16 protein-coding genes are annotated in these 23712 nt (G+C 70.1%); 7 read left to right on the forward strand and 9 right to left on the reverse strand.

The features are described from left to right. Positions 1–140: 140 nt before the first annotated feature. Positions 141–3443, forward strand: coding sequence for an ATP-dependent helicase (locus ACFXQA_RS08390; protein WP_394519365.1), 3303 nt, complete (start codon positions 141–143; stop codon positions 3441–3443). Further along, positions 3440–6823 carry an ATP-dependent helicase gene (locus ACFXQA_RS08395; protein WP_394519366.1) on the forward strand — a complete coding sequence of 1128 codons (3384 nt, stop codon included), beginning with the start codon at positions 3440–3442 and terminating at the stop codon, positions 6821–6823. Before ACFXQA_RS08390 ends, ACFXQA_RS08395 begins: the two co-directional genes overlap by 4 nt. On the opposite strand, the gene ACFXQA_RS08400 is transcribed toward ACFXQA_RS08395, so the two are convergent. Then, on the reverse strand, positions 6811–8202 hold the full coding sequence (locus ACFXQA_RS08400) for a phosphotransferase (RefSeq protein ID WP_394519367.1): 1392 nt from the start codon (positions 8200–8202) through the stop codon (positions 6811–6813). The genes ACFXQA_RS08395 and ACFXQA_RS08400 overlap by 13 nt on opposite strands. A gap of 63 nt (positions 8203–8265) precedes the next feature. Between ACFXQA_RS08400 and nudC the strand changes: the two genes are divergently transcribed. Both nudC and ACFXQA_RS08410 read left to right on the forward strand, forming a co-directional pair. Then, the gene (gene nudC / locus ACFXQA_RS08405; RefSeq protein WP_394519368.1) at positions 8266–9180 is read left to right on the forward strand and encodes an NAD(+) diphosphatase; all 915 of its coding nucleotides are present in this window, start codon (positions 8266–8268) and stop codon (positions 9178–9180) included. Continuing rightward, the gene (locus tag ACFXQA_RS08410) at positions 9177–10934 is read left to right on the forward strand and encodes an ATP-dependent helicase (RefSeq protein WP_394519369.1); all 1758 of its coding nucleotides are present in this window, start codon (positions 9177–9179) and stop codon (positions 10932–10934) included. The genes nudC and ACFXQA_RS08410 overlap by 4 nt, the downstream gene beginning before the upstream one ends. A gap of 772 nt (positions 10935–11706) precedes the next feature. On the opposite strand, the gene ACFXQA_RS08415 is transcribed toward ACFXQA_RS08410, so the two are convergent. After that, a complete protein-coding gene (locus ACFXQA_RS08415) occupies positions 11707–13122 on the reverse strand; it encodes a zinc-dependent metalloprotease (protein WP_394519370.1) in 1416 nt (471 codons plus the stop codon). Positions 13123–13246: 124 nt separating this feature from the next. Here ACFXQA_RS08415 and ACFXQA_RS08420 point away from each other — a divergent pair, with 124 nt between their 5' ends. Beyond that, positions 13247–14371 carry a YlbL family protein gene (locus ACFXQA_RS08420; protein WP_394519371.1) on the forward strand — a complete coding sequence of 375 codons (1125 nt, stop codon included), beginning with the start codon at positions 13247–13249 and terminating at the stop codon, positions 14369–14371. Positions 14372–14419: 48 nt separating this feature from the next. After that, entirely contained in the window at positions 14420–17341 is a 2922-nt protein-coding gene (locus ACFXQA_RS08425) for a UPF0182 family membrane protein (RefSeq protein ID WP_394519372.1), read from the forward strand. A gap of 197 nt (positions 17342–17538) precedes the next feature. Here the strand turns inward: ACFXQA_RS08425 and ACFXQA_RS08430 are convergent, their stop codons facing one another. Genes ACFXQA_RS08430 through idi form a run of 7 tightly spaced genes read right to left on the reverse strand, consistent with a single transcriptional unit; the run spans position 17539 to position 23132 of the window. Then, positions 17539–18429, reverse strand: a complete 891-nt coding sequence (locus ACFXQA_RS08430) for a prenyltransferase (RefSeq protein WP_394519373.1) — start codon at positions 18427–18429, stop codon at positions 17539–17541. Further along, positions 18426–18731 carry a lycopene cyclase domain-containing protein gene (locus ACFXQA_RS08435; RefSeq protein WP_394519374.1) on the reverse strand — a complete coding sequence of 102 codons (306 nt, stop codon included), beginning with the start codon at positions 18729–18731 and terminating at the stop codon, positions 18426–18428. Before ACFXQA_RS08435 ends, ACFXQA_RS08430 begins: the two co-directional genes overlap by 4 nt. Further along, positions 18728–19063 carry a lycopene cyclase domain-containing protein gene (locus ACFXQA_RS08440; protein ID WP_394519375.1) on the reverse strand — a complete coding sequence of 112 codons (336 nt, stop codon included), beginning with the start codon at positions 19061–19063 and terminating at the stop codon, positions 18728–18730. Before ACFXQA_RS08440 ends, ACFXQA_RS08435 begins: the two co-directional genes overlap by 4 nt. Positions 19064–19067: 4 nt before the next feature. Continuing rightward, positions 19068–20615, reverse strand: a complete 1548-nt coding sequence (gene crtI, locus ACFXQA_RS08445; protein ID WP_394519376.1) for a phytoene desaturase family protein — start codon at positions 20613–20615, stop codon at positions 19068–19070. After that, positions 20612–21475, reverse strand: a complete 864-nt coding sequence (locus tag ACFXQA_RS08450) for a phytoene/squalene synthase family protein (RefSeq protein WP_394519377.1) — start codon at positions 21473–21475, stop codon at positions 20612–20614. The genes crtI and ACFXQA_RS08450 overlap by 4 nt, the downstream gene beginning before the upstream one ends. Further along, positions 21472–22542, reverse strand: coding sequence for a polyprenyl synthetase family protein (locus ACFXQA_RS08455; protein WP_394519378.1), 1071 nt, complete (start codon positions 22540–22542; stop codon positions 21472–21474). The genes ACFXQA_RS08450 and ACFXQA_RS08455 overlap by 4 nt, the downstream gene beginning before the upstream one ends. Then, on the reverse strand, positions 22539–23132 hold the full coding sequence (gene idi, locus ACFXQA_RS08460) for an isopentenyl-diphosphate Delta-isomerase (RefSeq protein ID WP_394519379.1): 594 nt from the start codon (positions 23130–23132) through the stop codon (positions 22539–22541). Before idi ends, ACFXQA_RS08455 begins: the two co-directional genes overlap by 4 nt. A 72-nt stretch (positions 23133–23204) precedes the next feature. Between idi and ACFXQA_RS08465 the strand changes: the two genes are divergently transcribed. Continuing rightward, positions 23205–23675 (forward strand): MarR family winged helix-turn-helix transcriptional regulator, encoded by a 471-nt coding sequence (locus tag ACFXQA_RS08465; protein ID WP_394519380.1) that lies wholly within the window; start codon positions 23205–23207, stop codon positions 23673–23675. Positions 23676–23712 lie beyond the last annotated feature (37 nt).

A 23712-nucleotide genomic window follows, 5' to 3' on the forward strand; every position in this document is an offset into this window, starting at 1 on the left:
CCGGCCCAGGGTTGCCCGGGCGCAGGAAAACTCTACGACAGGGCGCCGACCCGCCCGGCCGCTCGGCGCACGCTCTCGGCGAACGCCGATCGACCCGGTGTCGGCGATCGGTGTCGGCGGGTGCGGTTAGCGTGATGGGCATGGGGATGTCGGATGCTGCGGCGCACAGTCTCACCCGGAGCCCGGCTCTCGACGACGTCCAGCGGACCGTGGTGCAGCTGCCGATCGAGGCATCGGGCGTCGTCATCGGCGCGCCGGGAACCGGAAAGACCACGGCTCTCGTCGCGCGGCTCCGCGGGCTCGTCGATGCCGGGGTCGCGATCGACGAGGTACTCGTTCTGACGCCGTCGCGACAGACGGCGACGGCGCTCCGCGACCGGCTCGCCATCGTCGTCGGCCGGGCTTCTTCCGGGGCTCTCGCCCGCTCGATGGCGTCGTTCGCCTACCAGGTCGTGCGCGCGGCCGAGGTGCGCGCGGGCGAAGAACCGCCCCAGCTTCTCGCCGCGAGCGACCACGACCGCATCCTCGCCGACCTCTTGGCCGGCGACATCGACGATCATGCGGCAGGCGGGGCCGCCGTGGCGTGGCCTGCCACGATCGGCCCCGAGGTGCGCGGATCACGCGAGTTCCGCGGCGAACTGCGACAGTTCATCGCAGCGTGCACCGAGCTCGATCTCGACGCCGTCGATCTCGGCCGTCTCGCCGCAGCTCGCGGCGAAGCGGGGTGGGCTGCCGCGGCATCCTTCATCCGCGAGTACCGAGACGCCGTCGATCAGATGAACACGCGGGCGCGGGATGCTTCCGACCTCTTGCGCGAGGCGTCGGCGGTGCTGCACCGCACACCGTCGGGCGCGGAGGGCGAACGACTACTGGGAACGGCCGGGCGGCTGCGGGCCGTGCTCATCGACGACGGTCAAGAGCTGACGCGCGGCGGGCTCGACGTGGTCGCGGCGCTCCGCGCACGGGGTGTCGCCGTCATCGCGTTCGGTGACCCCGACATCGCCTCGGGCGCGTTCCGGGGGGCGAGCCCCGCGTTGTTCTCCGAGCTGTGCGCGGTTCTCGGCACGGCGTACGTGCTCGACGCCCCGCACCGCGCGGGGGCAGCCCTCACGCGCCTGACGCGCGTCGTCACGTCGTCGATCGGTGCCGCCGGACGCATCGACCATCGGCGGCCGCCCGGTGAACTCGACGCCGACGACACGTCGGTGCGCGCGATCGTCGCGGGGTCGCCGTTCGAAGAGATCGACGCGATCGCCCGCACCGTGCGCGAGTGGCACGTGCTCGACGACGTGCCGTGGTCGCGGATCGCCGTCATCGCTCACGACACGCGCCAGGTCGCGACGCTCGAGACCGAGCTCGCGGCTCGCGAGGTTCCGACGCGCGCGGCGGGGGTGCAGCGCCCCCTCGGGCGCGAACAGGTGGTGCGCGATCTGCTCGAACTCGTCAGTCTGGCCCTGATCGATCCCGACGCGCGCGATCCCGACGCCGTCGCGGCGGTGCTGCTCTCGCCTTTCGGCGGGCTCGACGCTGTGGGTCTTCGGCGCCTCCGCGGCCGCCTGCGGCACGCCGAGCTCGCCGAAGGGGGCACGCGGCCGGCGCGGCACCTCCTCGCCGACGCTCTCGCGCATCCCCTCGAACTCGCGCTGATCGACTCACCCGAGGGTCGCGCCGCCGAGCGGGTCGCCACGACGCTGGCGCGTCTCGCCGCCGAGGCCGAGAAGGGCGCGACGGTGCACGAGCTGCTCTGGCTCGCCTGGGACCGGGCGCGCGATGGCGCGGGGCGTCCGCTCGCCCGTGCCTGGCACGACCTGGCCGTGGGCGGCGGCGGACTCGCGGCCGAGACGGGGCACGCGCTCGATGCCCTGGTGGCGCTGTTCGACGCGGCGAAGCGGTTTCTCGAGCGCGACCCCGACGCGCAGACGGCCGTGTTCATCCGGCGGATCCTCGACAGCGACGTACCCGAAGACATTCTGGCCTCACCCGACCGGGCCGAGACGGTGACGGTGCTCACCCCGGCGACGGCGCTCGGGACCGAGTTCGACGCGGTCGTCGTCGCGGGTGTGCAAGACGGCGTCTGGCCCAACCTCCGTCTGCGCGGCGGCATTCTCGATGCGTGGCGTCTGGGCGACGAGGTCGCAGCCTGGCGAGCGGGCGGCGACGCCCCGACCACTCCCGCGGTCATCGACCGCCGCCGCGCCGCCCTGCACGACGAGCTGCGCCTGTTCGCGCGAGCGATCTCGAGGGCAGGCCACCGCCTGGTCGTGAGTGCCGTCGACGACGATGATCTGGGCCCCAGTCCGCTGTTCGAGCTCCTTCCCGAGCCCGATCCGCTCGTGGTCGACGAGGTCGAGGCCGGGCATCCGCTCACACTTCGCGGTCTCGTCTCGCAGCACCGCCGCACCCTCACGGCGTCGGCCTCCGAGACGGCTCGCGCGCACGCCGCAGCCCAGCTCGTCGTGCTCGGACGCGAGGGCGTGCCGGGCGCACACCCCGACCAGTGGTTCGGGGTGGCGGCGCCCTCGTCCGACGGGCCGCTCCGCGACCCCGACCGCGCCCCCGTCCCGGTGTCGCCGTCGAAGATGTCGACCTTCGCCGACTGCCAGGTGGACTGGGCGGTGCGTGCGCTCGGAGGTGAGACGCAGTCGTGGTCGGCCGGTGCCGGGGTCATTCTGCACGCCGCCATGGAGGAGGTGCCCTCGGGCGACCTGTCAGAGCTCAAGCGGATCGTCGACGACCGGTGGGGCGAGCTCGACTTCGAAGCCGCGTGGCTGTCGCGCAAGGAGCACGCCTGGGCGCACCTGCTCGCCGACCGTCTGCACGCGTACCTGCGTCGGTTCCACGCCGAGGGTGGGCGCACGATCGGCGCCGAAGCACGATTCCGGCTCGCCGTCTCGCTCGACGACCTCGACGGCGATGCCGCGGGCGAGGCGCCCCGCGTGGTCGCGATCGACCCCGACGCTCCGCCTCCGGTGGGCCGTTTCGCGATGCTCACCGGGTCGATCGACCGTGTCGAGGTCTACCGGGCCGGTCGAGGCGAGAAGGTGCCCCCGGGTGTCGAGTCCTCGGAGAGCGTGCTTATCGTCGACCTCAAGACCGGCCGGTCGGAGGCGCGCGTCAGCGACGAGAAGGTGGCGGACGACCCGCAGCTCGCGGCCTACCAGCTGGCGCTTCTCGAGGGCCTCGTTCCGGGCGCCCATCCCGGGACGAATGCCGGGGCGCGCCTGATCGTGCTGTCCAAGACCACGTCGAAAGAACCGCATTACCGGCTCGCGCGCCAGGCTCCCATGGAGGGCGCCGATCGTACGGCATTCTTGACCGACATCGTCGACACAGCGCGGCTCATGGCCTCCGATCGGTTCGATGCACCCGTCGACGCGCACTGCGCGACCTCGCGGTTCGGCGTGTGCGCCCTGCACACGATCAAGGCGGTGTCGTCGTCGTGACCATCTCCGCAGAGACGATCGCCCGGGCGCTCGGGCTGCCTCCGCCGACCGACGATCAGCGCGCCGTGATCGAAGCACCGCCGCGACCGGCGCTCGTGGTCGCGGGTGCGGGAAGCGGCAAGACCGAGACGATGGCGGGCCGCGTCGTCTGGCTCGTCGCCAACGGGCACGTCGCCCCCGACGAGGTGCTCGGGCTCACGTTCACCCGGAAGGCGGCGGGCGAACTCGCCGAGCGGATCGGTCGTCGGCTGGCGACCGTGCGGGAGTACTCCCGGCGCGACCTGTTGCCGCACCTCGATGCCCTCGTCGACGGGGGCCCCATTCCCGCGTTCTGGGAGGCGCATGCCGACGCACCGCCCCGGGTGCGCGACGCCGCCTTCGGCGCGCTGCTCGACCGTCTGGCCGATCAGATCGTCCCCGACCGCGCGCCGCGCGCCGTCGACGGCGAAGACCTCGTCTTCCGCCCGAGGGTCGCGACGTACAACGCCTTCGCCGACGCCCTCGTCCGCGAGCACGGCGCGCGCATCGGCCGCGATCCCGACTCGGCCCTGTTGAGTCAGTCGGGGTCGTGGCTGCTCGCGCGACGGGTCGTCATCGGCTCCGACGACGAGCGCCTCGCTGAGCGCGAAGAGGCGTTCTCCACCGTCGTCGATGCCGTCCATCGCCTCTCCGGAGACGTGCTCGACAACCGCGTCGACCTCGATGGGCTCATCGACTTCGCGCGGTCGTGGGACGCACGCCTGTCATCGGTGACCTGCCGCCTGAAGGGCGACCAGGACAAGGTCGACAAAGCGCGTCGCAGCATGACAGGTCTCCCCGTCCTGGCCGAGCTCGTGCGCGAATACGCGCGTCGCAAGCGGGTCGACGACACGCTCGATTTCGCCGATCAGGTCGCCGATGCCCTCACCATCATCGAGCAGGCCCCCGAGGTCGGCGACGCTCTGCGTGCGCAGTACCGGGTGGTGCTGCTCGACGAGTACCAAGACACCTCGGTGCTGCAGACACGCCTCCTCGCCGCGATCTTCCGAGACACCGCCGTGATGGCGGTGGGTGACCCGCACCAGTCCATCTACGGATGGCGCGGGGCCTCGGCCGACAATCTCACCGCCTTCCCGCGGGCGTTCTCGTCGACGGGGGAGTGCGACCACTTTCAGCTCATGATCAGCTGGCGCAACGACGTCGCGATCCTCACGGCCGCGAACGCCCTGCTCGATGCCGCCCGGGGCGCCGACGTCGAGACGCTGTCGCCTCGACCGGGCGCGGCGAGCGGACGGGTGACGCGCATCTTCGCGCCGTCCGCCGAAGACGAAGCCCGCGAGGTGGCTGCGTGGTTCGTCGAGGTGCGCGCCGCCCACGCAGCATCCGGCGCGTCGCGGGCGCATTCGGGGGCGGTGCTCTTCCGCACCAAGCGCCACATGCAGCTCTTCGCGGATGCGCTCGACGCCGCGGGCGTCCCCAACCGCATCCTGGGCCTGGGTGGTCTCCTCTCGACCCCCGAGGTCGTCGATGTCGTGGCGGCGTTGCGCGTCGTGCACGACCCGGCGCAGGGCTCGTCGCTCATCCGACTCCTCGCCGGGCCGCGCTTCGCCGTCGGCGTCGCCGATCTCGCCGGACTCCACGCTCTCGCCGATACGCTGTCGCGTCGCGACGCGGCGCTCGACCCGCTCGCCCCCGAGCTCGCGGCGCGCGTCAGGGCCTCGGCGGGCGCCGACGAACAGCTGTCGATCATCGACGCGCTCGAGTTCATCCGTCGCACCACCGACGATCACGGCTTCTTGCGCGGGATCTCGGTCGAGGGGCGCACGCGCCTGCGCGATGCGGCCGAGATGTTCGACAGGCTGCGCCGGGCGGTCGGGCAGCCCATCCCCGACCTGATCCGGCTGATCGAGCTCGAACTCCGGCTCGACATCGAGCTCGCTGCGAACGAGGCGCGGGGGCCTGCCCGCGTCTCGACCGCGCGGCTGCGGACGTTCCTCGACGAGGTGCGCGCCTTCCTCCTCGCCGATGACCGGGGCTCGGTAGGAAGCCTCCTGGCATGGCTCGCCCACGCCGAAGAGACCGACGAACTCATGCCGCGCCCCGAGCCTCCCGAGCCCGGAGTCGTGCAGTTGCTCACCATCCACGGGTCGAAGGGCCTCGAGTGGGACGCCGTCGCCGTCGTGCGGCTGGTCGACAAAGAGCTGCCGAAAGCACCGCGGACCGTCAACGGGTGGCTGGGGTTCGGGGTGCTGCCCTACCCGCTCCGGGGCGATCGCGACGCGCTGCCGCGGTTGGACTGGGCGTTGGACGGCGATGATGCCGATCTTCCCGACGCCATCGAGGAGTTCCGCGCCACCGACCGCGCCCATCAGGAACGCGAGGAACGGCGCCTGGCGTACGTCGCCGTGACGAGGGCGAAATCCGAACTGCTCCTCACCGGCTCGCACTGGGCCGGTCAGAAAGAGCCCCGCGTGCCGAGTCGATACCTCGTCGAGATGCTCGAGGCGCTGGGGGCACCGCCGATCGAAGAACCCGCGCCCGAAGAGAACCCCTATCTCGACAAAGGCGGTCGCATCGTGACGTGGCCGCTCGATCCGCTCGGCGGACGACGCGACGTCGTCATGTCGGCCGTCGACGAGGTCACCCGTGCCGCAGACCTCGACCCCGTGCCCGACGAGACGCTCGTACGACTCCTCGCCGAACTCGAACGGCGTCGTCGCGGCGTGCCCGTGCGACCCCCGGCGCGGATCCCCGCTTCCCGGTTCAAGGACTACGTCACCGACTACCGCGGCACGGTCTCCGCGGTCACTCGGCCCCTTCCCGAGCGGCCCTTCCGACAGACGCGACTCGGAACCCTCTTCCACTCCTGGGTCGAGCAGAGGTCGGGTCGAGCGGGGAGCGCCGGATCGGTCGACGACGCCCTCTGGGAGGTCGACGACGACGATGCCTCCGAAGCATCCGTCTCGGACGCGGTCGACCTCGCGCGCCTGAAAGCGGTTTTCGAACAGTCGGAGTGGGCGACGCTTGCTCCCCTCGAGGTAGAGAGCGAGATCGACTTCACGTTGTCGACCGACGACGGCGAGCAGCACGTGATGATCTGCAAACTCGACGCCGTCTTCCGCCGTGACGATCGCGGCGGGCGCATCGAGATCGTCGACTGGAAGACCGGACGCGCCCCGACGACGGCAGCCGAACGAGACGAGCGGATGCTGCAGCTCGCGCTGTACCGGCTGGCCTACCACAAGAAGCACGGCATCCCGCTGGCCGAGATCGACGTGACGCTCTACTACGTGGCAGATGACCTCGTCATCCGGTCAGACCGGGTCTGGACCGAGAACGAACTCGCCACGCGATGGCAGCGTGCCCGCGATGCCGCTCGGCCGAGAGCTCAGACGCCCTGACCGACGCGGGTGTCGTCGCCGCCGGTCGCGCCCCACCGGCGCAGTGCGGCACGCGTGGCCCGCTGTGCTTCATCACGCAGGTCTTCGTCATCGATCGAGTCGGCCGACGGAGCGCTCTTCGGTGTCGCGTCCGCCGGGGTATCGGTCACCGACCTTTCGGCAGCGGGCGCTTCGTCGCCGGGTGTGCCGGGGGCGGAGCTGTCGCCGCCGAGCGACTCCCACCCGGCCATGTCGATAGGCGCGGTGGCCTGCTCTTCGGGCTCGCGGAGTCCGGCGAGGCCGAAGTCGGGCGCAGAGGCCGCGGACTGGCGGTCGCGCTCGGCCGAGAGGAAGAGCGAGACCATCTGAGGGTCGTACGCGTCGGTCTGCATCGACGTGTCGACGGGCTTCGCCGAGGAGGCGGGGATCAAATGCGCGTACGCCAGAGCGGCGTCGACGTCGGGACGCGCCTCGGGAACGATGTCGTCGCCCGCCACGCCGTCCGAGAGGGCCTCGAGAAGTGCCACCGCATCCGCGACCACCTCGGGGCGGCCGTTGTCATGGCCGTGGACGAGCCACTTGACGAACTCGAGCTCGGCGTACATGCGGGCGCGTTCGCGCAGCAGACCGTCGGGGGCGCGCGAAGCGTCGGCGACGTACCCCGCGTACACGTCTTCGGCGGCCGTCGGCGCCGAAGCCAGCCAGCGCAGATCGGTCGCGGGGTCGCCGACGCTGAGGCCGCCCCAGTCGAGCAGACCCGTGACGGTGGCGGTGTCGTCCTCGGACATCAGGAACGACGCGGATGTCGCGCCGCCCAGCACCACGGCCGCCTCGAAACGCCAGAGGTCGTCAACCTCCACGGCGCGGCGCCAGCGCTCGATCAGCACGCCGGGAACGCGTCGCGTGGCCTCGGCGCGGTCGAGGAGCCGCGTGACTTCGTCGCGGATCTGGTCGGGAGTCTGAACGGGGAGCCCGTCGGTGCGGACGATCGACGGCGGCAACGCGTGCACGGCGGCGAGGGCGCCGCCGATCGCCGTCGCGAAGCCGGAGCCCTTCGGCAGGTGCGCCGGGTCGACGCGGTAGCCATCGAGCAGTTCGACGACGAGAACCCGCGCTGCGCCCGAGCCGGCCTCGCCGAGCACCTCGGGGACGCGAAAGGGAAGAAGGGCGCGGACGCCGGGGGTCAGAGCATGCAGGGCGCGGGATTCGGCCGCGAGTTCGGCGGCGGAGTCGTCGTCGGCGGGGGTGCGGACGACGACCTCGCGCCCGTCGTCGAGGCGGGCTACGGCGGTGTCGAACCGGCCGGCGCCGTTCTCGGTGAGCTCGGCGACTCCGACGACTCCTGCCCCGGGCAGGGCGGCCGTGATCGACGCGGCTAGAGTGAGAGGGGAGCGTGCCATGGGCCCAGGGTAGGCCGGGCTCGCCTCCGTTTCCCCGCGCCACGCCCTTGAAAGAGGTCATCGATGACGGCGCCAGTCACGCCACCCGCTTCGGTTCCGAACGACCTCGTCGTCGACCGTCGAGCCGAAGAGCGAACGGATGCTGCGCTCCTCCCGACGCTGCGCGTCGACCCCTCGTCGAGGGTCCTCGTCGTGCATGGCGACGCCGCCCCGCTGACGTCGGACGGGCGTCTCGACCTCGTCGGAGTCGGCGTCGTCCCGGAGGACGCCGAATGGGCGTTCCTCGGACGCGCCGCCGACGGTTCGGCCGTCTTGCTCGCGGCGTTCGACTCCGCCCGAGACGCTCCCGTTGCGATACCGGGCACGTGGGGGGCGCTGCGCTCCGTCGCGGGCGCCCTGCCCGCGGGCGAGGCGTCGATCTTCGTGACCGCCGTGGCACTGGCGCGCTGGTTGGTCGACGCGCCCTTCTGTCCTGCATGCGGCGCGCGCACCATCGAGCGCGATGCCGGCTGGTCGCGGCGCTGCCCGTCGTGCGGGCGTCAGCATTTCCCCCGAACCGACCCCGCCGTGATCGTGGCGGTGACGCGCTCGGATGACCCCGACCTTCTGCTGCTCGGTTCGAACGCGCTGTGGGACGACAACCGTTACTCGTGCTTCGCGGGCTTCGCCGAAGCCGGTGAGTCGCTCGAAGACGCCGTCACCCGCGAGGTGGGCGAAGAAGCGGGTGTCGTGGTCGAAGACGTCGTCTATCGCGGGTCGCAGGGGTGGCCCTACCCCCGGTCGCTGATGCTCGGGTTCCGCGCCCGCGCCTCGGTGCCGGCGGATGCGCGCGCCGACGGCGAAGAGATCCTGGCCGTGCGATGGTTCACTCGCGCCGAGATCGCCGCCGGACTCGCGGGTCGAAGTGAGCTGCGTCTTCCCGGCCCCGCATCGATCGCCCACCGGCTGATCAGCGAGTGGTTGGCAGAATCCGCATGAGCGAGGGCGCTCTCGACGGGCTCGACGAGCGGCAGCGGGAAGCAGCATCCGTTCTTCGCGGCCCGCTCTGCGTGCTCGCGGGCGCCGGCACCGGAAAGACCCGCGTCATCACCCACCGCATCGCCCACGGCGTCGACACCGGCGCATATTCGCCGGGCAGGGTGATGGCGGTGACGTTCACCGCGAAGGCCGCGGGCGAAATGCGCGGACGCCTGCGCGCGCTCGGCGTCGAGGGGGTGTCGGCCCGCACGTTCCACGCCAGCGCTTTGGCACAGGTGAACTACTTCTGGCCGACGCTCGCGGGCGACTCCGCACCGTCGATCATCGACAACAAGGTGAAGATGCTCGCCCACGCCGCCGACGGCATCGGGATGAGACTCGATACGGCGACCCTCCGCGACGTGGCGGGTCAGATCGAATGGCGGAAAGTCACGATGCGCTCGGTCGAGGCCTACGCGGCGGCGCGCCCCGAAGGCATCGGGCGGCTCAGCCTCGAGCGTGTCATCGACTTGCAGCGCGCCTACGAGAAGCTCAAAGACGAGCGCCGTCAGATGGACTTCGAAGACGTGCTTCTCGCCTGCGCCGGAATGATCGAGGCCGAGCCGCGCGTGGCGGCGGCGGTGCGCGAGCAGTACCGCCACTTCACGGTCGACGAGTTTCAGGACGTCTCTCCGCTGCAGCATCACCTCCTCGAGCTCTGGGTCGGCGATCGGCACGATCTCTGCGTCGTCGGAGACGCGAGCCAGACGATCTATTCGTTCACCGGCGCCGACGCGACGTTCTTGCTCGACTTTCCGCGCCGGCGGGAGGATGCCCGTCTGGTCCGACTGGAGACGAACTACCGTTCGTCCGCGCCGATCCTCGCCGTAGCCAACGAGCTGATGCGCGATCGCCCCGGCTCGTTGCACCTCAGCGCGGTGGAGGGTGCCGATGGGCCCCCGCCGAGCGTGCGGGCGTTCGACGACGACGCCGCCGAGGCCGCGGGGGTGGCCCGGTCGATCTCCTCCGCCATCGCGTCGGGGGTCGACCCGGGAGCGATCGCTGTGCTGTACCGGGCCCACATGCAGTCGGCGGGCGTCATCTCGGCTCTCGCTGCGGTGGGAGTCGCGGCGACCGTGCTCGGCGGAAAACGCTTCTTCGACCAGTCAGAGGTGCGGCAGGCCGTGATGGCGCTGCGTGCGGCGTCGGTGGCGCCGCTCGAGACCGGTTTCGTCGCGACGGTTCGCGATGTGCTGCGCTCACTCGGGTTGACCGATGAGCCGCCGGCTGCGGGGGGAGCGCTCCGCGACGCCTGGGAGGCGCGCGCGGCGGTGCTGCGTCTCGCCGAGGAGGCCCCCGCCGAGACCACCCTCCGCGATTTCACCGACCAGTTGCTCGCCCGCGCGAAAGACCAGCACGAGCCCGCCACGCGAACGGTCACCCTGTCGACCCTGCACGCCGCGAAAGGGCTCGAGTGGGATCACGTGCACCTCGTGGGTCTGAGCGAAGGGTTCTTGCCGATCTCGTACGCGAGCACGTTCGAGGCCGTCGACGAGGAGCGCCGCCTGGCCTACGTGGGCATCACGCGGGCCGCGCGAACCCTCTCGCTGAGTTGGGCTCGATCATCGGGACGAGCCGAGCGGGCGCCGTCGCGATTTCTTCTGGAGATCGGCAACCGCACGCTGCGTGAGGCGGATGCTGCCGCCACCGCCGGTGGGGCGAGTCGAGGCGCAGGCGCACCGACGAGCGGACGGGCCCGCGGGCCGGCTCGCTGATCAACTGGTGCGCGACGCGCCCCGCCTCCGAGGCGAGCTCGGAACCGGCGACAGGTGCGCGACTGCGGATGAGTTGCGACGCGACGAGCGGCCACGCCGCATCCGCATCCCTGGCATGAGCGTCGCCGCACGCGAGACAGGCGGTGCGTCCCGGCTCGACGAGCGGACCGACCAGTGCGCCGGCGCCGTCGAGGATGAGCGGGAGGTGGCGGATGTCTTCGCTCACGAGCGCCGCCGCCCGACGAGGCTCGACGAGGTGCGCCGCGAGCAGGATCACGGTGGTATCCCGCGGAGCCGGAGTCGTCGAGCGACCGGACCACACCCGCACTTCGGGTTCGGAGCCGAGGCGCGCGATCGTCGTCACGATCTCGGTCAGGTCGCGGTCGGTCATCTCGTCTGTCGTCTGCACGACGATCCGGAGCGGTGGCGGGTCATCGAGCAGAACCGGTTGCAGTTCGCCGAAGAATGCGTCGGCTCGTGCCGCGTCGATGTCGCGGGAACGCAGGAAGGCCTGCACGGCGGCAGGCGTCACACCCCGGGCCAGCTCGTGCACGAGCCGTTCTTCCCACGGCTCGGGGTCGTCGAGCCGAGCCGCGTCGTCGGTGCCGAACTGGAGGCAGGTCGCACTCCGCCAGAGCGGCGGATATGCGGGGTCGATGCGGAGCATGGCTCGATTGTGCTCCGCCGACGCCGACGACGAGTCGAGCTGTCCACAGCCCCCGCACGAACGAAACGCCCGCTCCCCCTGGGGAGGAGCGGGCGCCGTCGCGTCTCAGACGGGGCGCGGATCTTCGGGTGAGTCGGTACCCGCGTCGTCCGTGTCCGACGAGTCGCCCGGCGTCGCCGGAGCGTCGTCGGTGCGGTCGGTCTCTTCTGCCAGCAGCTGGGCGAGCGCGTCGTCCATCGCGTCGGGTGCGGGCGCCTCGCCGCGCGCTGTCGCCTGCAGGCGGGAAACGAGTGCCGCGGGGTCGTCGATGTCCTCGGCGGCGGGGATCAGGTCGGGGTAATCCCAGAGGGCGTCGCGGCCCGCGATTCCCACCGCATCCGTGACAGCCCGCCACATCGCCGCGGCCTCCCGCATGCGTCGAGGCCGCAGTTCGAGACCGACGAGCGAGCTGAGCGCCTCTTCGGCGGGGCCGCCGACGGCGCGGCGTCGCCGCACGGCCTCGGCGATCTTGCTCGCAGACGGCAGGCGTGCCGTTGCGTCGTCGGTGACGACGTCGACCCACCCCTCGATGGTGGCCAGGAGATTCTCGAGTCGGGCGAGCGCGGCCGTCTGCGCTTCGGAGCGTTCGGGGAGGAGCGCACCGGTCTCGAGCGCGCGGCGGAGCTCTTCGGGCTCGGACGGATCGAAGCGCGCTGCGAGGTCTTCGAGCGCGTCGGTGTCGACGTGGATTCCCTGGGCGAAATCGCGCACCTGCGCGATGACGTGCAGGCGCAGCCATTTCGCGTGGCGGAACAGGCGCGCGTGCGCGAGCTCGCGGGTGGCGAGATACAGCGCGAGCTGGTCTTCGGGGATCTCGAGATCGCGGCCGAAGTCCGCGAAGTTCTGCGGCAGGATCGCCGCGTCACCGGCGGGCATCACCGGGATGCCGACGTCTCCACCGCTGACGACCTCGGTGGCGAGGCGACCGACCACCTGACCGAGCTGGGTCGCGAAGAGCGAACCGCCGACGGCGCGCATCAGACGACCCGCGTCGGCGATCAGCCCCTGCATGTCGTCGGGTGCCTGCTCGCGCAGGGCCGCGGTGAGCGCGTCGGCGATGCTCGTCGCCACCGGCTCGGCCAGTTCCTGCCAGACCGGAAGAGTCGCCTCGACCCAGGCGCCGCGCGAGATGGTGCGCCCGGGCGACGGCAGATCGGCGATCGTCGTGGCCTCGCCGAGCCAGAGGGCGGCGAGGGAGAAGGCCTGGTCGAGGTCGCGACGCTCGCCGGTCGTGACGGCGAGGTCGCTCTGATTGGCGATGTGCAACGCCTGACGCTTCGCGAGGTCCCACGAGATGCCGTCGTCGGAGTTCGCGAACGCCCCCTGCAACTGCGACATCATCTGCTGCATCATCGCCGGGTCGATCTGCACGCCGGAGAGGCGGGAGAGCTGCTCGGGATCGATGGCGCCGCCCTCGCCCGAGAGCATTCGCCGCAAGATCTCCTGGAACTCCTCTTCGGGGTTCCGATCATCGTCTGCCACTTCAGCCGCCTTTCAGCCGGGGGATGCGCGTGCGATCTACGCTAGTCGCACGGATTCATCGCACTCCCCGGCACGGCCATCGCCCTGTACGCCGGTCGCGAACGACCAGGCAAGGTAGGTCCCAGTGACGCTGTTCGACGAGAACGTGACGGTCGACCCTGCCCCGAGGAGCCAACCGAGCCGCCGGGTGGTCTCGGGCACCTGGGCGCTGTCGATCGCGCTGCTGGTACTTCTCGTCATCAGCTTCCTGCCGACGGCCTACGTCATCCAGCAGAAGGGCCCGGTGTACAACACGCTCGGCACGGCCGAGAACGCCGACGGCGACGATGTTCCGCTGATCTCGATCGAGGGAGCCGAGACGTATCCCACCGGTGGCGCTCTCGACCTCCTCACGGTGCAGGTCGTCGGTAACCGCGAGCGGACACCGTCGTGGTTCGAGTTGGCGGTGGCGTGGTTCGACCCCTCTCGAGCGGTCATCCCGATCGACCGGATCTTCCCCGCCGGGCAGACGACCGAGCAGCGCAATGAAGAGAGCGTGCAGCTGATGGTCGATTCGCAGACGGAGGCCACGGCCGCGGCGCTCCGAGAGCTGGACTATGACGTCGAGCCGCACCCCGCCGTGTACGCCGTGTCGGAGGGGTCTGCCGCCGAGGGCGTGCTCGAGGCGGGCGACGTGATCCTCGCGGTCGACGGCGAACCGATGACTGAGACCGCAGAGGTCTCGGAGCGCATCGCCGCGGGCGAGGGTGAGCCGGTCGAGCTGACGATCGAGCGCGCCGGCGAGGAGCAGACCGTCTCGGTCACCCCGCGTCAGACGGAGGTCGACGGTGAGCAGCGCTGGCTCGTCGGGGTGCAGCTCATGGCCGACTTCGACTTCCCGTTCGACGTGAACCTGCAGCTGAACAACGTCGGCGGCCCGAGCGCCGGCATGATGTTCGCCCTCGGCATCATCGACGTCCTGACACCGGGAGAGTTGAACGGGGCACAGCAGGTGGCAGGAACGGGGACCATCGACGCCGACGGCGTCGTGGGACCGATCGGCGGCATCCGGCAGAAGCTCTACGGCGCGCGGGACGCGGGGGCCGACTACTTCTTGGCGCCGGAAGCCAACTGCAACGAGGTCGTCGGGCACGTTCCCGATGACCTGCGGGTCTTCTCGGTGGTCGACCTCGACGATGCCCTCGATGCCCTCGACGCCATCCGCACCGGCGGCGACCTCGACGCTCTTCCCACCTGCACCGCCCCCTGACGCCGTCGTCACGGCATTCCCCCAGAACCGCGCACCTAGAATGAGGGAGTGACCACGACCTCGATGCCGACTCCGGCCACGCCGAATCGTTCCCGCCGCATCATCGCCATTTCCCTGGTGATCATTGCCGCTCTGGTCGTGGCGTTCTTCGTCTTTGCGAACCTCTACGCCGATTGGCTGTGGTTCGACCAGGTCGGCTACCTCGGGGTGCTCACCACCCAGTGGCTCGGGCGAGTGGTGATGTTCGTCGTCGGATTCCTCGCGATGGCCATCCCGGTCTGGGTCGCGATCCAGCTCGCCTATCGCCTGCGCCCCGTGTACGCGCGGTTGAGTTCGCAGCTCGACCGCTACCAGGAGGTCGTCGAACCTCTTCGGCGCCTGGCGATGTGGGGAATCCCGGTCTTCTTCGGGTTCTTCGCGGGGTTCGCCGCCTCGTCGCAGTGGGAGACCACGTGGCTGTGGTTCAACGGTGTCGCCACGACCGTCACCGACCCGCAGTTCGGTCTCGACACCGGCTTCTACCTCTTCGGCATGCCGTTCTATGCTGCGGCGCTCGGTTTCGCCTCGGCGATCATCCTCGTGTGCCTGCTCGTGACCGCGGTGGTGTCCTACCTCTACGGCTCCGTGCGGGTCGGCCAGCGCGAACTGCGCATCTCGAAGGCCGCACGCATCCAGCTCGCTGTCCTCGCCGGTCTGTACCTGCTCGTCCAGGCCGGGAGCCTCTGGCTCGACCGGTACCGCAGCCTGATCGAACCGAACGACCGCATCACGGGTCCGGGTTACGTCGGCACTCAGGTGGTCATCCCCGGCCAGACGATCCTCGCCATCATCGCGGTGCTCGTCGCCCTGCTCTTCTTCGTCACCGCCGTCATCGGCCGCTGGCGGTTCCCGCTCATCGCGACGGCGCTCCTCGTCGTCTCGGCGGTCGTCATCGGGGTGGCCGTGCCGTGGGTCATCAACACCGTGCAGGTGCGACCGAACCAGCTCGCGCTCGAGAGCCAGTACTACCAGCGCAACATCGACATGACCAAGCAGGCCTACGGGATCGACGGGCTCGAGAAGCAGAACTTCACGACCGAGACGACGGCCGAGGCGGGACAGTTGCGTGAGGACGCCGCGACCACCGCGCAGATCCGCATCATGGATCCGGCCATCATCGGCCCGACCGTTCGCCAGCTCGAGCAGTACCGCGCGTACTACCAGTTCCCGGGCGTCCTCGACGTCGACCGGTACGAGATCGACGGCCAGTCGCAAGACACCGTGGTCGGCGTGCGCGAGCTCGACATGACCCAGCTCGGCGACGCCGCGTCGTGGCAGAACACCACCACCGTCTACACCCACGGCTACGGCATGGTCGCAGCGGCGGGCAACGAACGAACCACCGACGGAGACCCGGTCTTCCTCGAGCAGGGAATCCCGGCGACGGGCTTCCTGAGCGACGAAGAAGACTTCCAGCCCCGCGTCTACTTCGGTGAGAAGTCACCCGAATACTCGATCGTCGGCGCTCCCGAGAGCACCGACCCCATCGAACTCGACTACCCGATCGGCACCGAGAGCGGCAACGTCACGCGCACGACGTTCGACGGCGATGGCGGCCCCAGCGTCGGCAGCGTCTTCAGCCGCCTGATCTACGCGCTCAAGTTCCAGTCGGAGCAGATCCTGTTCTCCGATTCGGTCAACGAAGATTCGCAGATCCTCTACGACCGCGACCCGAAGGTGCGCGTCGCCAAGGTGGCGCCCTACCTGACCCTCGACAGCGACCCCTACCCCACGGTCGTCGATGGGCGGATCAAGTGGGTCGTCGACGCGTACACGACGAGCGCGAGCTACCCCTACTCCAGCGGTGTCAGCCTGTCGGCCGCCATCGCGGACACGAACAACACCGCACCGCGTTTCGCCCTCGACGACATCAACTACATCCGCAACTCGGTCAAGGCGACCGTCGACGCGTACGACGGCAGCGTCACGCTCTACGCGTGGGACGAAGAGGATCCGCTGCTGCAGGCCTGGCAGAAGGTCTACCCCTCGACGGTCGAGCCCATCTCCGAGATGTCGGCCGACCTCATGAGCCACGTGCGGTACCCGACCGATCTGTTCAAGGTGCAGCGCGAGAAGCTCGGCGTCTACCACGTCGACGACGCCGGATCGTTCTACCAGCAGGACAACCGGTGGGCGACCCCCGACGACCCCCAGAACGAGCTGCGCTTCCAGCCGCCCTACTACCTGACGATGCAGATGCCGGGCCAGGATGAGCCGACGTTCTCGATGTTCTCCACGTTCATCCCCGCGTCGGAGGGCAACGCGCGAAACGTTCTGACCGGTTACCTGGGCGTCGACGCGAACGCGGGTAACGAGGCCGGTGTGAAGTCCGAGGATTACGGGAAGCTCCGACTTCTCGAGATCGACTCGGCCACGACCGTGCCCGGGCCCGGGCAGGTGCAGAACACGTTCAACTCCGACACCGCGGTCTCGTCGCAGATCAACATCCTGTCGCAGGGTCAATCCGAGGTGCTGAGCGGCAACCTGCTGACCCTCCCGGTCGGCGGCGGTCTGCTGTACGTGCAGCCGGTCTTCGTCCAGTCGTCGGAGGGCACGCAGTTGCCCCAGTTGCGTCGCGTGCTCGTGGCCTTCGGCGATCAGATCGCGTTCGAAGACACCCTGAGCGAAGCGCTCGACGTGCTGTTCGGCGGAGACTCCGGCGCCGACACGGGCGACGAAGAAGTGACGCCGACCGATCCCGACACTCCGACGCCGACCCCGACACCGGGTGACCCGACCAGCCCGACTCCGACGCCCACCACGCCGTCAGAGCCCGCCTCGGACTACCAGACGGCGTTGCAGGAGGCACAGCAGGCCATCCTCGACAAGGATGCTGCACTCCGCGGCGGAGACCTCGTCGCGTTCGGCGAGGCCGACGAGCGCCTCCAGGCCGCCGTCGAACGTCTGATCGAGCTCGGCGACCAGGGCTAGTACCGCAAGATCGCCCCGCCCGGACGCTTCGACAACCTCAGCGTCCGAGGCGGGGCGATCTGCGTCCGCGGGGGCCGCGAGCATTCTGCGTCCGCCGGGGCGCGGGCATTCTGCGTCCCCAGGCAGCGGTCCCTGAGGCTGTCGAAGGGCCCGTTGACCGCGCCGACAGGCCCAGCGACTCGGTTGGGCGGTCCGCGCTATGCGCGCAGCAGGGCCCACCAGATGAGCAGCAGGGTCGCACCGAAGCCCGCGATCTGGTTGACCCAGAGAAAGCGGCGCCATCCTCGCGTAGCGGTTTCGGCGGTGGCGTCTGTCACCGAGCGGAACGGCCACACCACGGCGAGGTAGGGCAGCACGAGGATCGCACCCAGAGGCCCGGGCCAGGCGGAGGCGAGCATGACGAGACCGGATGCTGCGTAGCATCCGATCGCGAACCGAACGGTCCATCGCGCGCCGCGCGAGGTGGCTATCGACGAGATGCTCGCCGCCCGATCGGCGACGACGTCTTGCACCGCGCCGAACGCGTGCGAGGCCACGCCCCAGAGGGCGAACGCGATGATGATCGCCGTGAGCTGCCACGTCCACGTCGCTCCGGCGAGCACGAGGCCGTAGACCGCGGGCGAGAAGAAGTGGATGCTGCTGGTGACCGAATCGGCGAACGGTACTTCTTTGAGCCGCAGGGGCGGCGCCGAGTAGAAGACGACGAAGAAGAGACTCAGCGCCAGGACGAGCCACGACAGGGGTGAGCCGGCCACCACGAGGTAGACGACGAACGGAACGCACGCCAGCGCGGCCGCCCACAGCGTGATCGGGTGCATCCGCCGTTCGAGCACCGCGCCGTGCGTACCGCCTTTGCGGGGGTTACGAAGGTCGGACTCGTAGTCGAACACGTCATTGATGCCGTACATCGCGAGGTTGTAGGGCACGAGGAAGAACAGCGTGCCGACGACGACGGTGACGTTCACCTCGCGTGCGGTGAGGAGGTAGGCCGCGGCGAACGGGAAGGCGGTGTTGATCCAGCTGACCGGGCGCGACGAGACGAAGAGTTCGCGGACGACACGCGCGGGGGTGAGGGCGGGGGAGTTCACGCGGGCACCTTACGGGTGAGGAGCGCGAAGACGGAAGGGACGAGGAACGCCGCGCACACCGGGTAGGAGAAGTCTTCGATCGGTGCGAGTCCGATGCGCAGCCCGCTGAGGTGCTCGGGCGGGTAGGTGAAGAGGTCGAGGGCGATCATCACGTTGTCGAAAACCGCGGTCAGGACGACGAGAACGGCGGCCCCCAGGGCGGATGCCGCGAGTCGCGGGGCGAAGCGAGGCCGCACAGCGCTGGCCAGGGTGACGATCACGGTCAGCGCGACGAACGGGAGGATCAACAGGGGATAGGTCACGCCGCCTCCGCGCGTCGAGCGCGCCGTTGCAGCATCCGCTCCGCCCCGGCCCACGCCACCAGAGCGAGATAGCAGAGGAATGCGAGGAAGACCGGTTCTTCGAGCGGGAGATGGGGGGCGAGCATGATCCCCACGAAGATCGGGCTGTCACCCTTGACGAAGACGCCCGTCGCGATCCCCGCGAGGTCCCACGCCACGAAGAAGGCTGTGCCCAGCGCTACCGCGACCAGGGTCCGCACGGGAGCCGCGTGCGCGACGAGCCGCCAGCGCGCGTCGAGCGCGGCGATACCGGCGAAGGAGAGCAGTATCGCGAGGAGGTACAGCCCTGGCACGTGGTCACACCACCGAGCGGGCGGGCTCGGACAGGGGTCCTGGCGTGGAATCGCCGCGAAGACGCTTGACGACGAGTTCCGCCGAGATCAGGCACATCGGCAGGCCGATCCCGGGCAGCGACGATCCGCCGGCGTACGACAGGCCCTCGACGCGTCGTGAGGCGTTGCGGGGACGGAACATCGCGCTCTGCCCGAGCGTGTGTGCGAGCCCGAGGGCGTTGCCGCGCCACGTGTGCAGGTCTGTTTCGAAATCACCGGGCGAGATGGTGCGGCGCACGACGATGCGCTCGGCAAGATCGGGGATGCCGCAGGTTCCAGCGATCTGGGCGATGACCTGGTCGGCGGCGGCTTCGATCAGCGCATCGCCCTCACCGTCTACGCCCCCGTGTCCGAGCGAGGGATCGGCCGGAACGGGTACGAGAACGAAGAGGTTCTCGAAGCCCTCGGGCGCGACGCCCGTGTCGGTGGCGCTCGGTCGGCAGACGTACAGCGAGGCGGGGTCGGGGATGTGGGTGTCCGAGCCGAAGATCGCCTCGAAGTTCGCCCGCCAGTCTTCGGTGAACACCAGCGTGTGGTGTGCCAGCTGGGGGAGCTCGCCGCGGACGCCGAGCAGGATCAGCAGAGCGCCGAAGCTGGGCGTGCGCTTGTCCCACCATTTCTCGGGGTACGTGCGCTCCTTCTCGGCCAGGAGGTGGGTCTCGGTGTGGTGGAGGTCGGCGGTCGAGACGACGTGGTCGGCCGCGATGAGGCGGCCGTCTTCGAGCTCGACTCCCGTTGCCTCGCCGCCTTCGGTGACGATGCGCGACACCTCGGCGCCGGTCTCGATGTGCACGCCTCGCGCCCGCGCCAGGCGTTCGATTGCCGCGATGACCTCGACGAAACCGCCTCGGGGGTAGAGCACACCTTCGTCGAGGTCGAGGTGGCTCATGAGGTGGTACAGGCTCGGCACGTCGTACGGGGAACCGCCGAGGAACACCGCCGGGTAGCCGAGGATCTGGCGCAACCGCAGGTCGGAGAATCGCTTCTCGATGTGTGACGAGAGGGTGCGTGCCAGAAGGGGCACGAGGGTGGGGAGCCGCTTCAGGAGGGCGGGATCGCGCAGACCTTCGGTCGTCGTGTACGGGTCGTAGAGAAAGCGCGACACCGCGAGCTCGTAGGCGTCCGCCGCCGAGTCGAGGTAGGCGTCGAGCTTCTTACCGGCACCGGGCTCGATCGATTCGAACAGCGCTGTCGAGGCCTGGCGGCCCGAGACCACGTCGACGGGCGCGGCGTCGCCACTGTAGATGCGGTACGCGGGATCGAGCGGAACGAGGTCGAGCTCCTCGGCTGCAGACGTGCCGAGCAGGTGGAAGAAGTGGTCGAACACCTCGGGCATGAGGTACCAGCTCGGCCCGGTGTCGAAACGGAACTCCCCGCTCGACCACGAACCGGCGCGGCCGCCGAGTTCGGAGCGCGCTTCGAGCACGACGACGTCGTCCCCTTCTTCGGCGAGAAGGGCCGCTGTGGCGAGCCCGGCGATACCGCCGCCCACGATCACGGTCTTGCGGGTCATCGGCTGGCCTTTCGGGATTTGCGGAATGCTCTGACGGCGATGGCCGCCTTCGCGGTGTCGGGAACACGGACGCGCGGGGCCCCGACAGGAGATGCTCTGAGGCGCCGGGACAGCTCGGCGAAGAGATCGTGCGCCGTCCATACCGCCCGACGGCAGTCGGCGGGCAGTCGGGGAATGACCGCCGCGGCCGCCGCGAGGTCGGCGTCGATGCCGTTCAACACCTCGCCGCGTCGCGCCTCTGCGCCCGCACCGGCGAGGTAGTCGCGCCCCAAGCGTCGCGAGTCGTCGTCGAGGTCGCGGAGGAAGTTCACGTCCTGGAACGCGCGCCCGAGGCGGCGGGCCCCGTCGACGAGTTCATCGTCTGGTCGGCCCTGCCCCGCAGCATCCGCGTTGACGAAGATCTGCAGGCACATGAGTCCCACGACCTCGGCCGAGCCGTAGACGTACTCGGCGTGCGAGGCGCCGTCGTGCGCGGCGGTGTCGAGATCGGTGCGCATCGATGCGAAGAACGGCTCGATGAGGTCGGGCGAGATGTCGCTCGCGCGCGCCGATCTCGCGAACGCGTGCACGACGAGGTTCGCGCTGAACCCCGTCTCGATCGCGGCGATCGTGTCGCGCTCGAGCCCGTCGAGCACTGCCCGCTGCGTATCGACGCTGAGTCCGGCATCGGCGGCCGGGCCGTCGACGACCTCGTCGGCCACGCGGACGAGAGCGTAGACGTTTCGCACGTGGGTCCGCACCCGCGGACCGAGGAGACGGCAGGCGAGAGCGAACGAGGTCGAGTAGCGGGCGATGACGGCGGCCGCCGCATCGTCGGCCGTGCGGTCGTACAGCTCGAGGCCGGTGGGGACGTGACTCACGGGACGCGATCCTGTACGGCGTCGGCCAGATCGAGCAGCATGGCCCGCGTCGCGTCGGGGAGGAGCGAAGCGGAGACCGCCGAGCGAGCGGAGTCAAGCGTGTCGGCGACCAGTGATTCCATCCGCGCGCGGGCGCCCGACGCGGCGAGGGCGCGCTGTGCGACGCGGATCGCGACCGGTCCGGTGTGCGCTTCGGAGAGCGCGTCTGCCACCTCGGGCCAGTTCTCGCTCTGACGCGCCAGAGCGATCAGCGGTGTCTGCTTCGCCTCGTGCAGATCGCCGCCCTCGCGTCGACCCGCGACGGCGGCCGAACCGAAGGCGCCGATCAGGTCGTCGACGAGTTGGTAGGCGAGTCCGAGCTGCTGTCCGAACTGCCGCAGTGCCCGGCGCGACTCGGTCGGTGCACCGGCGAGCACGGCACCCGCCTCGAGCGGCGCCGAGAAGGAGTACACCGCGGTCTTGTTGGCGGTTGCCAGCAGGATGGCGTCGGGGTCGAGGCTCACCCCCTGGGTCACCGAGTTCTCGACGTCGGCGAGCTCTCCGGCGGTCGAGACGAGAACGGCGTCGTCGACGAGCTCCAGGAGGTCGGCGCGTGCACCGTGGTCGAGAGGGGCGAGCGCAACGACGCGGGTCGCCTCGTGGAGCAGCAGGTCGCCCGCGAGAATACCCGCGGCATCGCCGAGCAGGGAGGCGCCGGCGACGTCGGCCCCTCGCAGGCGACCCCGGGCGCGGAACTCGCCGGCGATGTTGAGCGTGCCGCGGCGGTGGGTGTCGTGGTCGATCACGTCGTCGTGCACCACGAAGGCGGTGTGGAGGAGTTCGAAGGCTGCGGCGACCGGGTACAGCGCGGGCGTGTCGTCGATGCGTCCGCCGAGTGTCTCGAAGGCGGCGACGACGAGGGCGGGCCGAAAGCGCTTGCCGCCGTTCGTCGCCCGCTCGATCGCCGCCGCGAGGGCGTCGACGGTGGGATCCACCGCGGCGGCGCGTTCGCGCAGACGTCGGAGACTCGCGTCGATCGCGGCGTCGATGCCGGCCTGTGCGAGAGGTGCGTGGGGGAGCGTGATCACGAGGCGCGTGGGCTCTCTCTGTGGGCAGAGGCGAGGGCGAGCCCCGCGGGCGAAGATGCTGTCGGATTCGTGAAGAGGGGGAGCTGCGCGGCCTGAAGGACGAGCCATGGGCTGAAGGCCCACGGGGTCGCACCGAGCGCTGCGGCGAGATCCGCGGGGTCGACCCAGCGGGTGTCGACGACTTCGCGGGGGTTCGGGAGCGGATCCTCCGACGCGAACGCCGTGTACACGGGGCAGATCTCGTGTTCGACGATGCCGGACGCGTCGGTGGCGCGGTACCGGAACGTCGGCAGTACGAGCTCGAGATCGCCGATCGCGAGGCCGAGCTCGAACTCCGCGCGTCGATGCACGGCGTCGGTCATCTGCTCGCCGGGCTGCGGGTGCCCGCAGAACGAGTTCGTCCAGACCCCGGGCCACGTCTTCTTGTCGAGTGCCCGGCGTGAGACGAGTACTTGTCCGGCGCTGTTCACGATGTGGCACGAGAAGGCAAGGTGCAGGGCGGTGTCTGTGCCGTGCACGGTGCTCTTGGGGGCGACACCGATCTCGCGACCATCGTCGTCCAGGAGCACGACGAATTCGGTCTCGCTCATGGTGCCTTCCTTTTGCTAGTTTAACTAGCGAACTTATCCGAGCATACAAGCGGTACGAGAGGAGTGTCCACAATGACCGAACAGGTAGACAACCGTGCCGATATGCGCTCTCAGGTCGCGGGCGCCCTCGTGTCGGTGCGCGCGTTCAGCGATGCTCTCGACCGCATGCACGGCGGCATGAAAGACGACATGGACATGAACGCGAGCGACCTCGGTGCGCTGCGTATGCTCATCGTCCGCGAGCAGCGGGGTCAATCGGTCAGCCCCCACGACGTGGCCCGCCACTTGCGCATCTCCACGGCCTCGACCACGAAGCTGCTCGACCGGCTCTCCGCTCTGGGGCACGTCGAGCGCCGCCCCCACCCCCGAGACGGCCGCGCGCGCGTGGTCGTGCTTACCGACGCGTCACGGCGCGAATTCTTCCGGCACTTCGGTGCGCACCTCGGCGCCATGCGTGATGTCGCCGCGCGGTTCTCCGACGATGAGCTCGCGGTCGTCGTGCGATTCCTCGGTGAGATCGGCGAGGCCGTCGATCCGCACTGACGTTCGTCGAGCGCGAGGGGATGCGCGGACAGTCACG

The organism is Microbacterium shimangi, assembly GCF_043556445.1.
Taxonomy (GTDB): domain Bacteria; phylum Actinomycetota; class Actinomycetes; order Actinomycetales; family Microbacteriaceae; genus Microbacterium.

What these genes read in the sequence shown, in the direction of transcription:
- ACFXQA_RS08390 (WP_394519365.1), top strand. Translation starts at nt 141, where the DNA reads ATGGGGATGTCGGATGCTGCGGCGCACAGTCTCACCCGGAGCCCGGCT.
- ACFXQA_RS08410 (WP_394519369.1), top strand. Translation starts at nt 9,177, where the DNA reads ATGAGCGAGGGCGCTCTCGACGGGCTCGACGAGCGGCAGCGGGAAGCA.
- ACFXQA_RS08400 (WP_394519367.1), bottom strand. Translation starts at nt 8,202, where the DNA reads ATGGCACGCTCCCCTCTCACTCTAGCCGCGTCGATCACGGCCGCCCTG.
- nudC (WP_394519368.1), top strand. Translation starts at nt 8,266, where the DNA reads ATGACGGCGCCAGTCACGCCACCCGCTTCGGTTCCGAACGACCTCGTC.
- ACFXQA_RS08465 (WP_394519380.1), top strand. Translation starts at nt 23,205, where the DNA reads ATGACCGAACAGGTAGACAACCGTGCCGATATGCGCTCTCAGGTCGCG.
- idi (WP_394519379.1), bottom strand. Translation starts at nt 23,132, where the DNA reads ATGAGCGAGACCGAATTCGTCGTGCTCCTGGACGACGATGGTCGCGAG.
- crtI (WP_394519376.1), bottom strand. Translation starts at nt 20,615, where the DNA reads ATGACCCGCAAGACCGTGATCGTGGGCGGCGGTATCGCCGGGCTCGCC.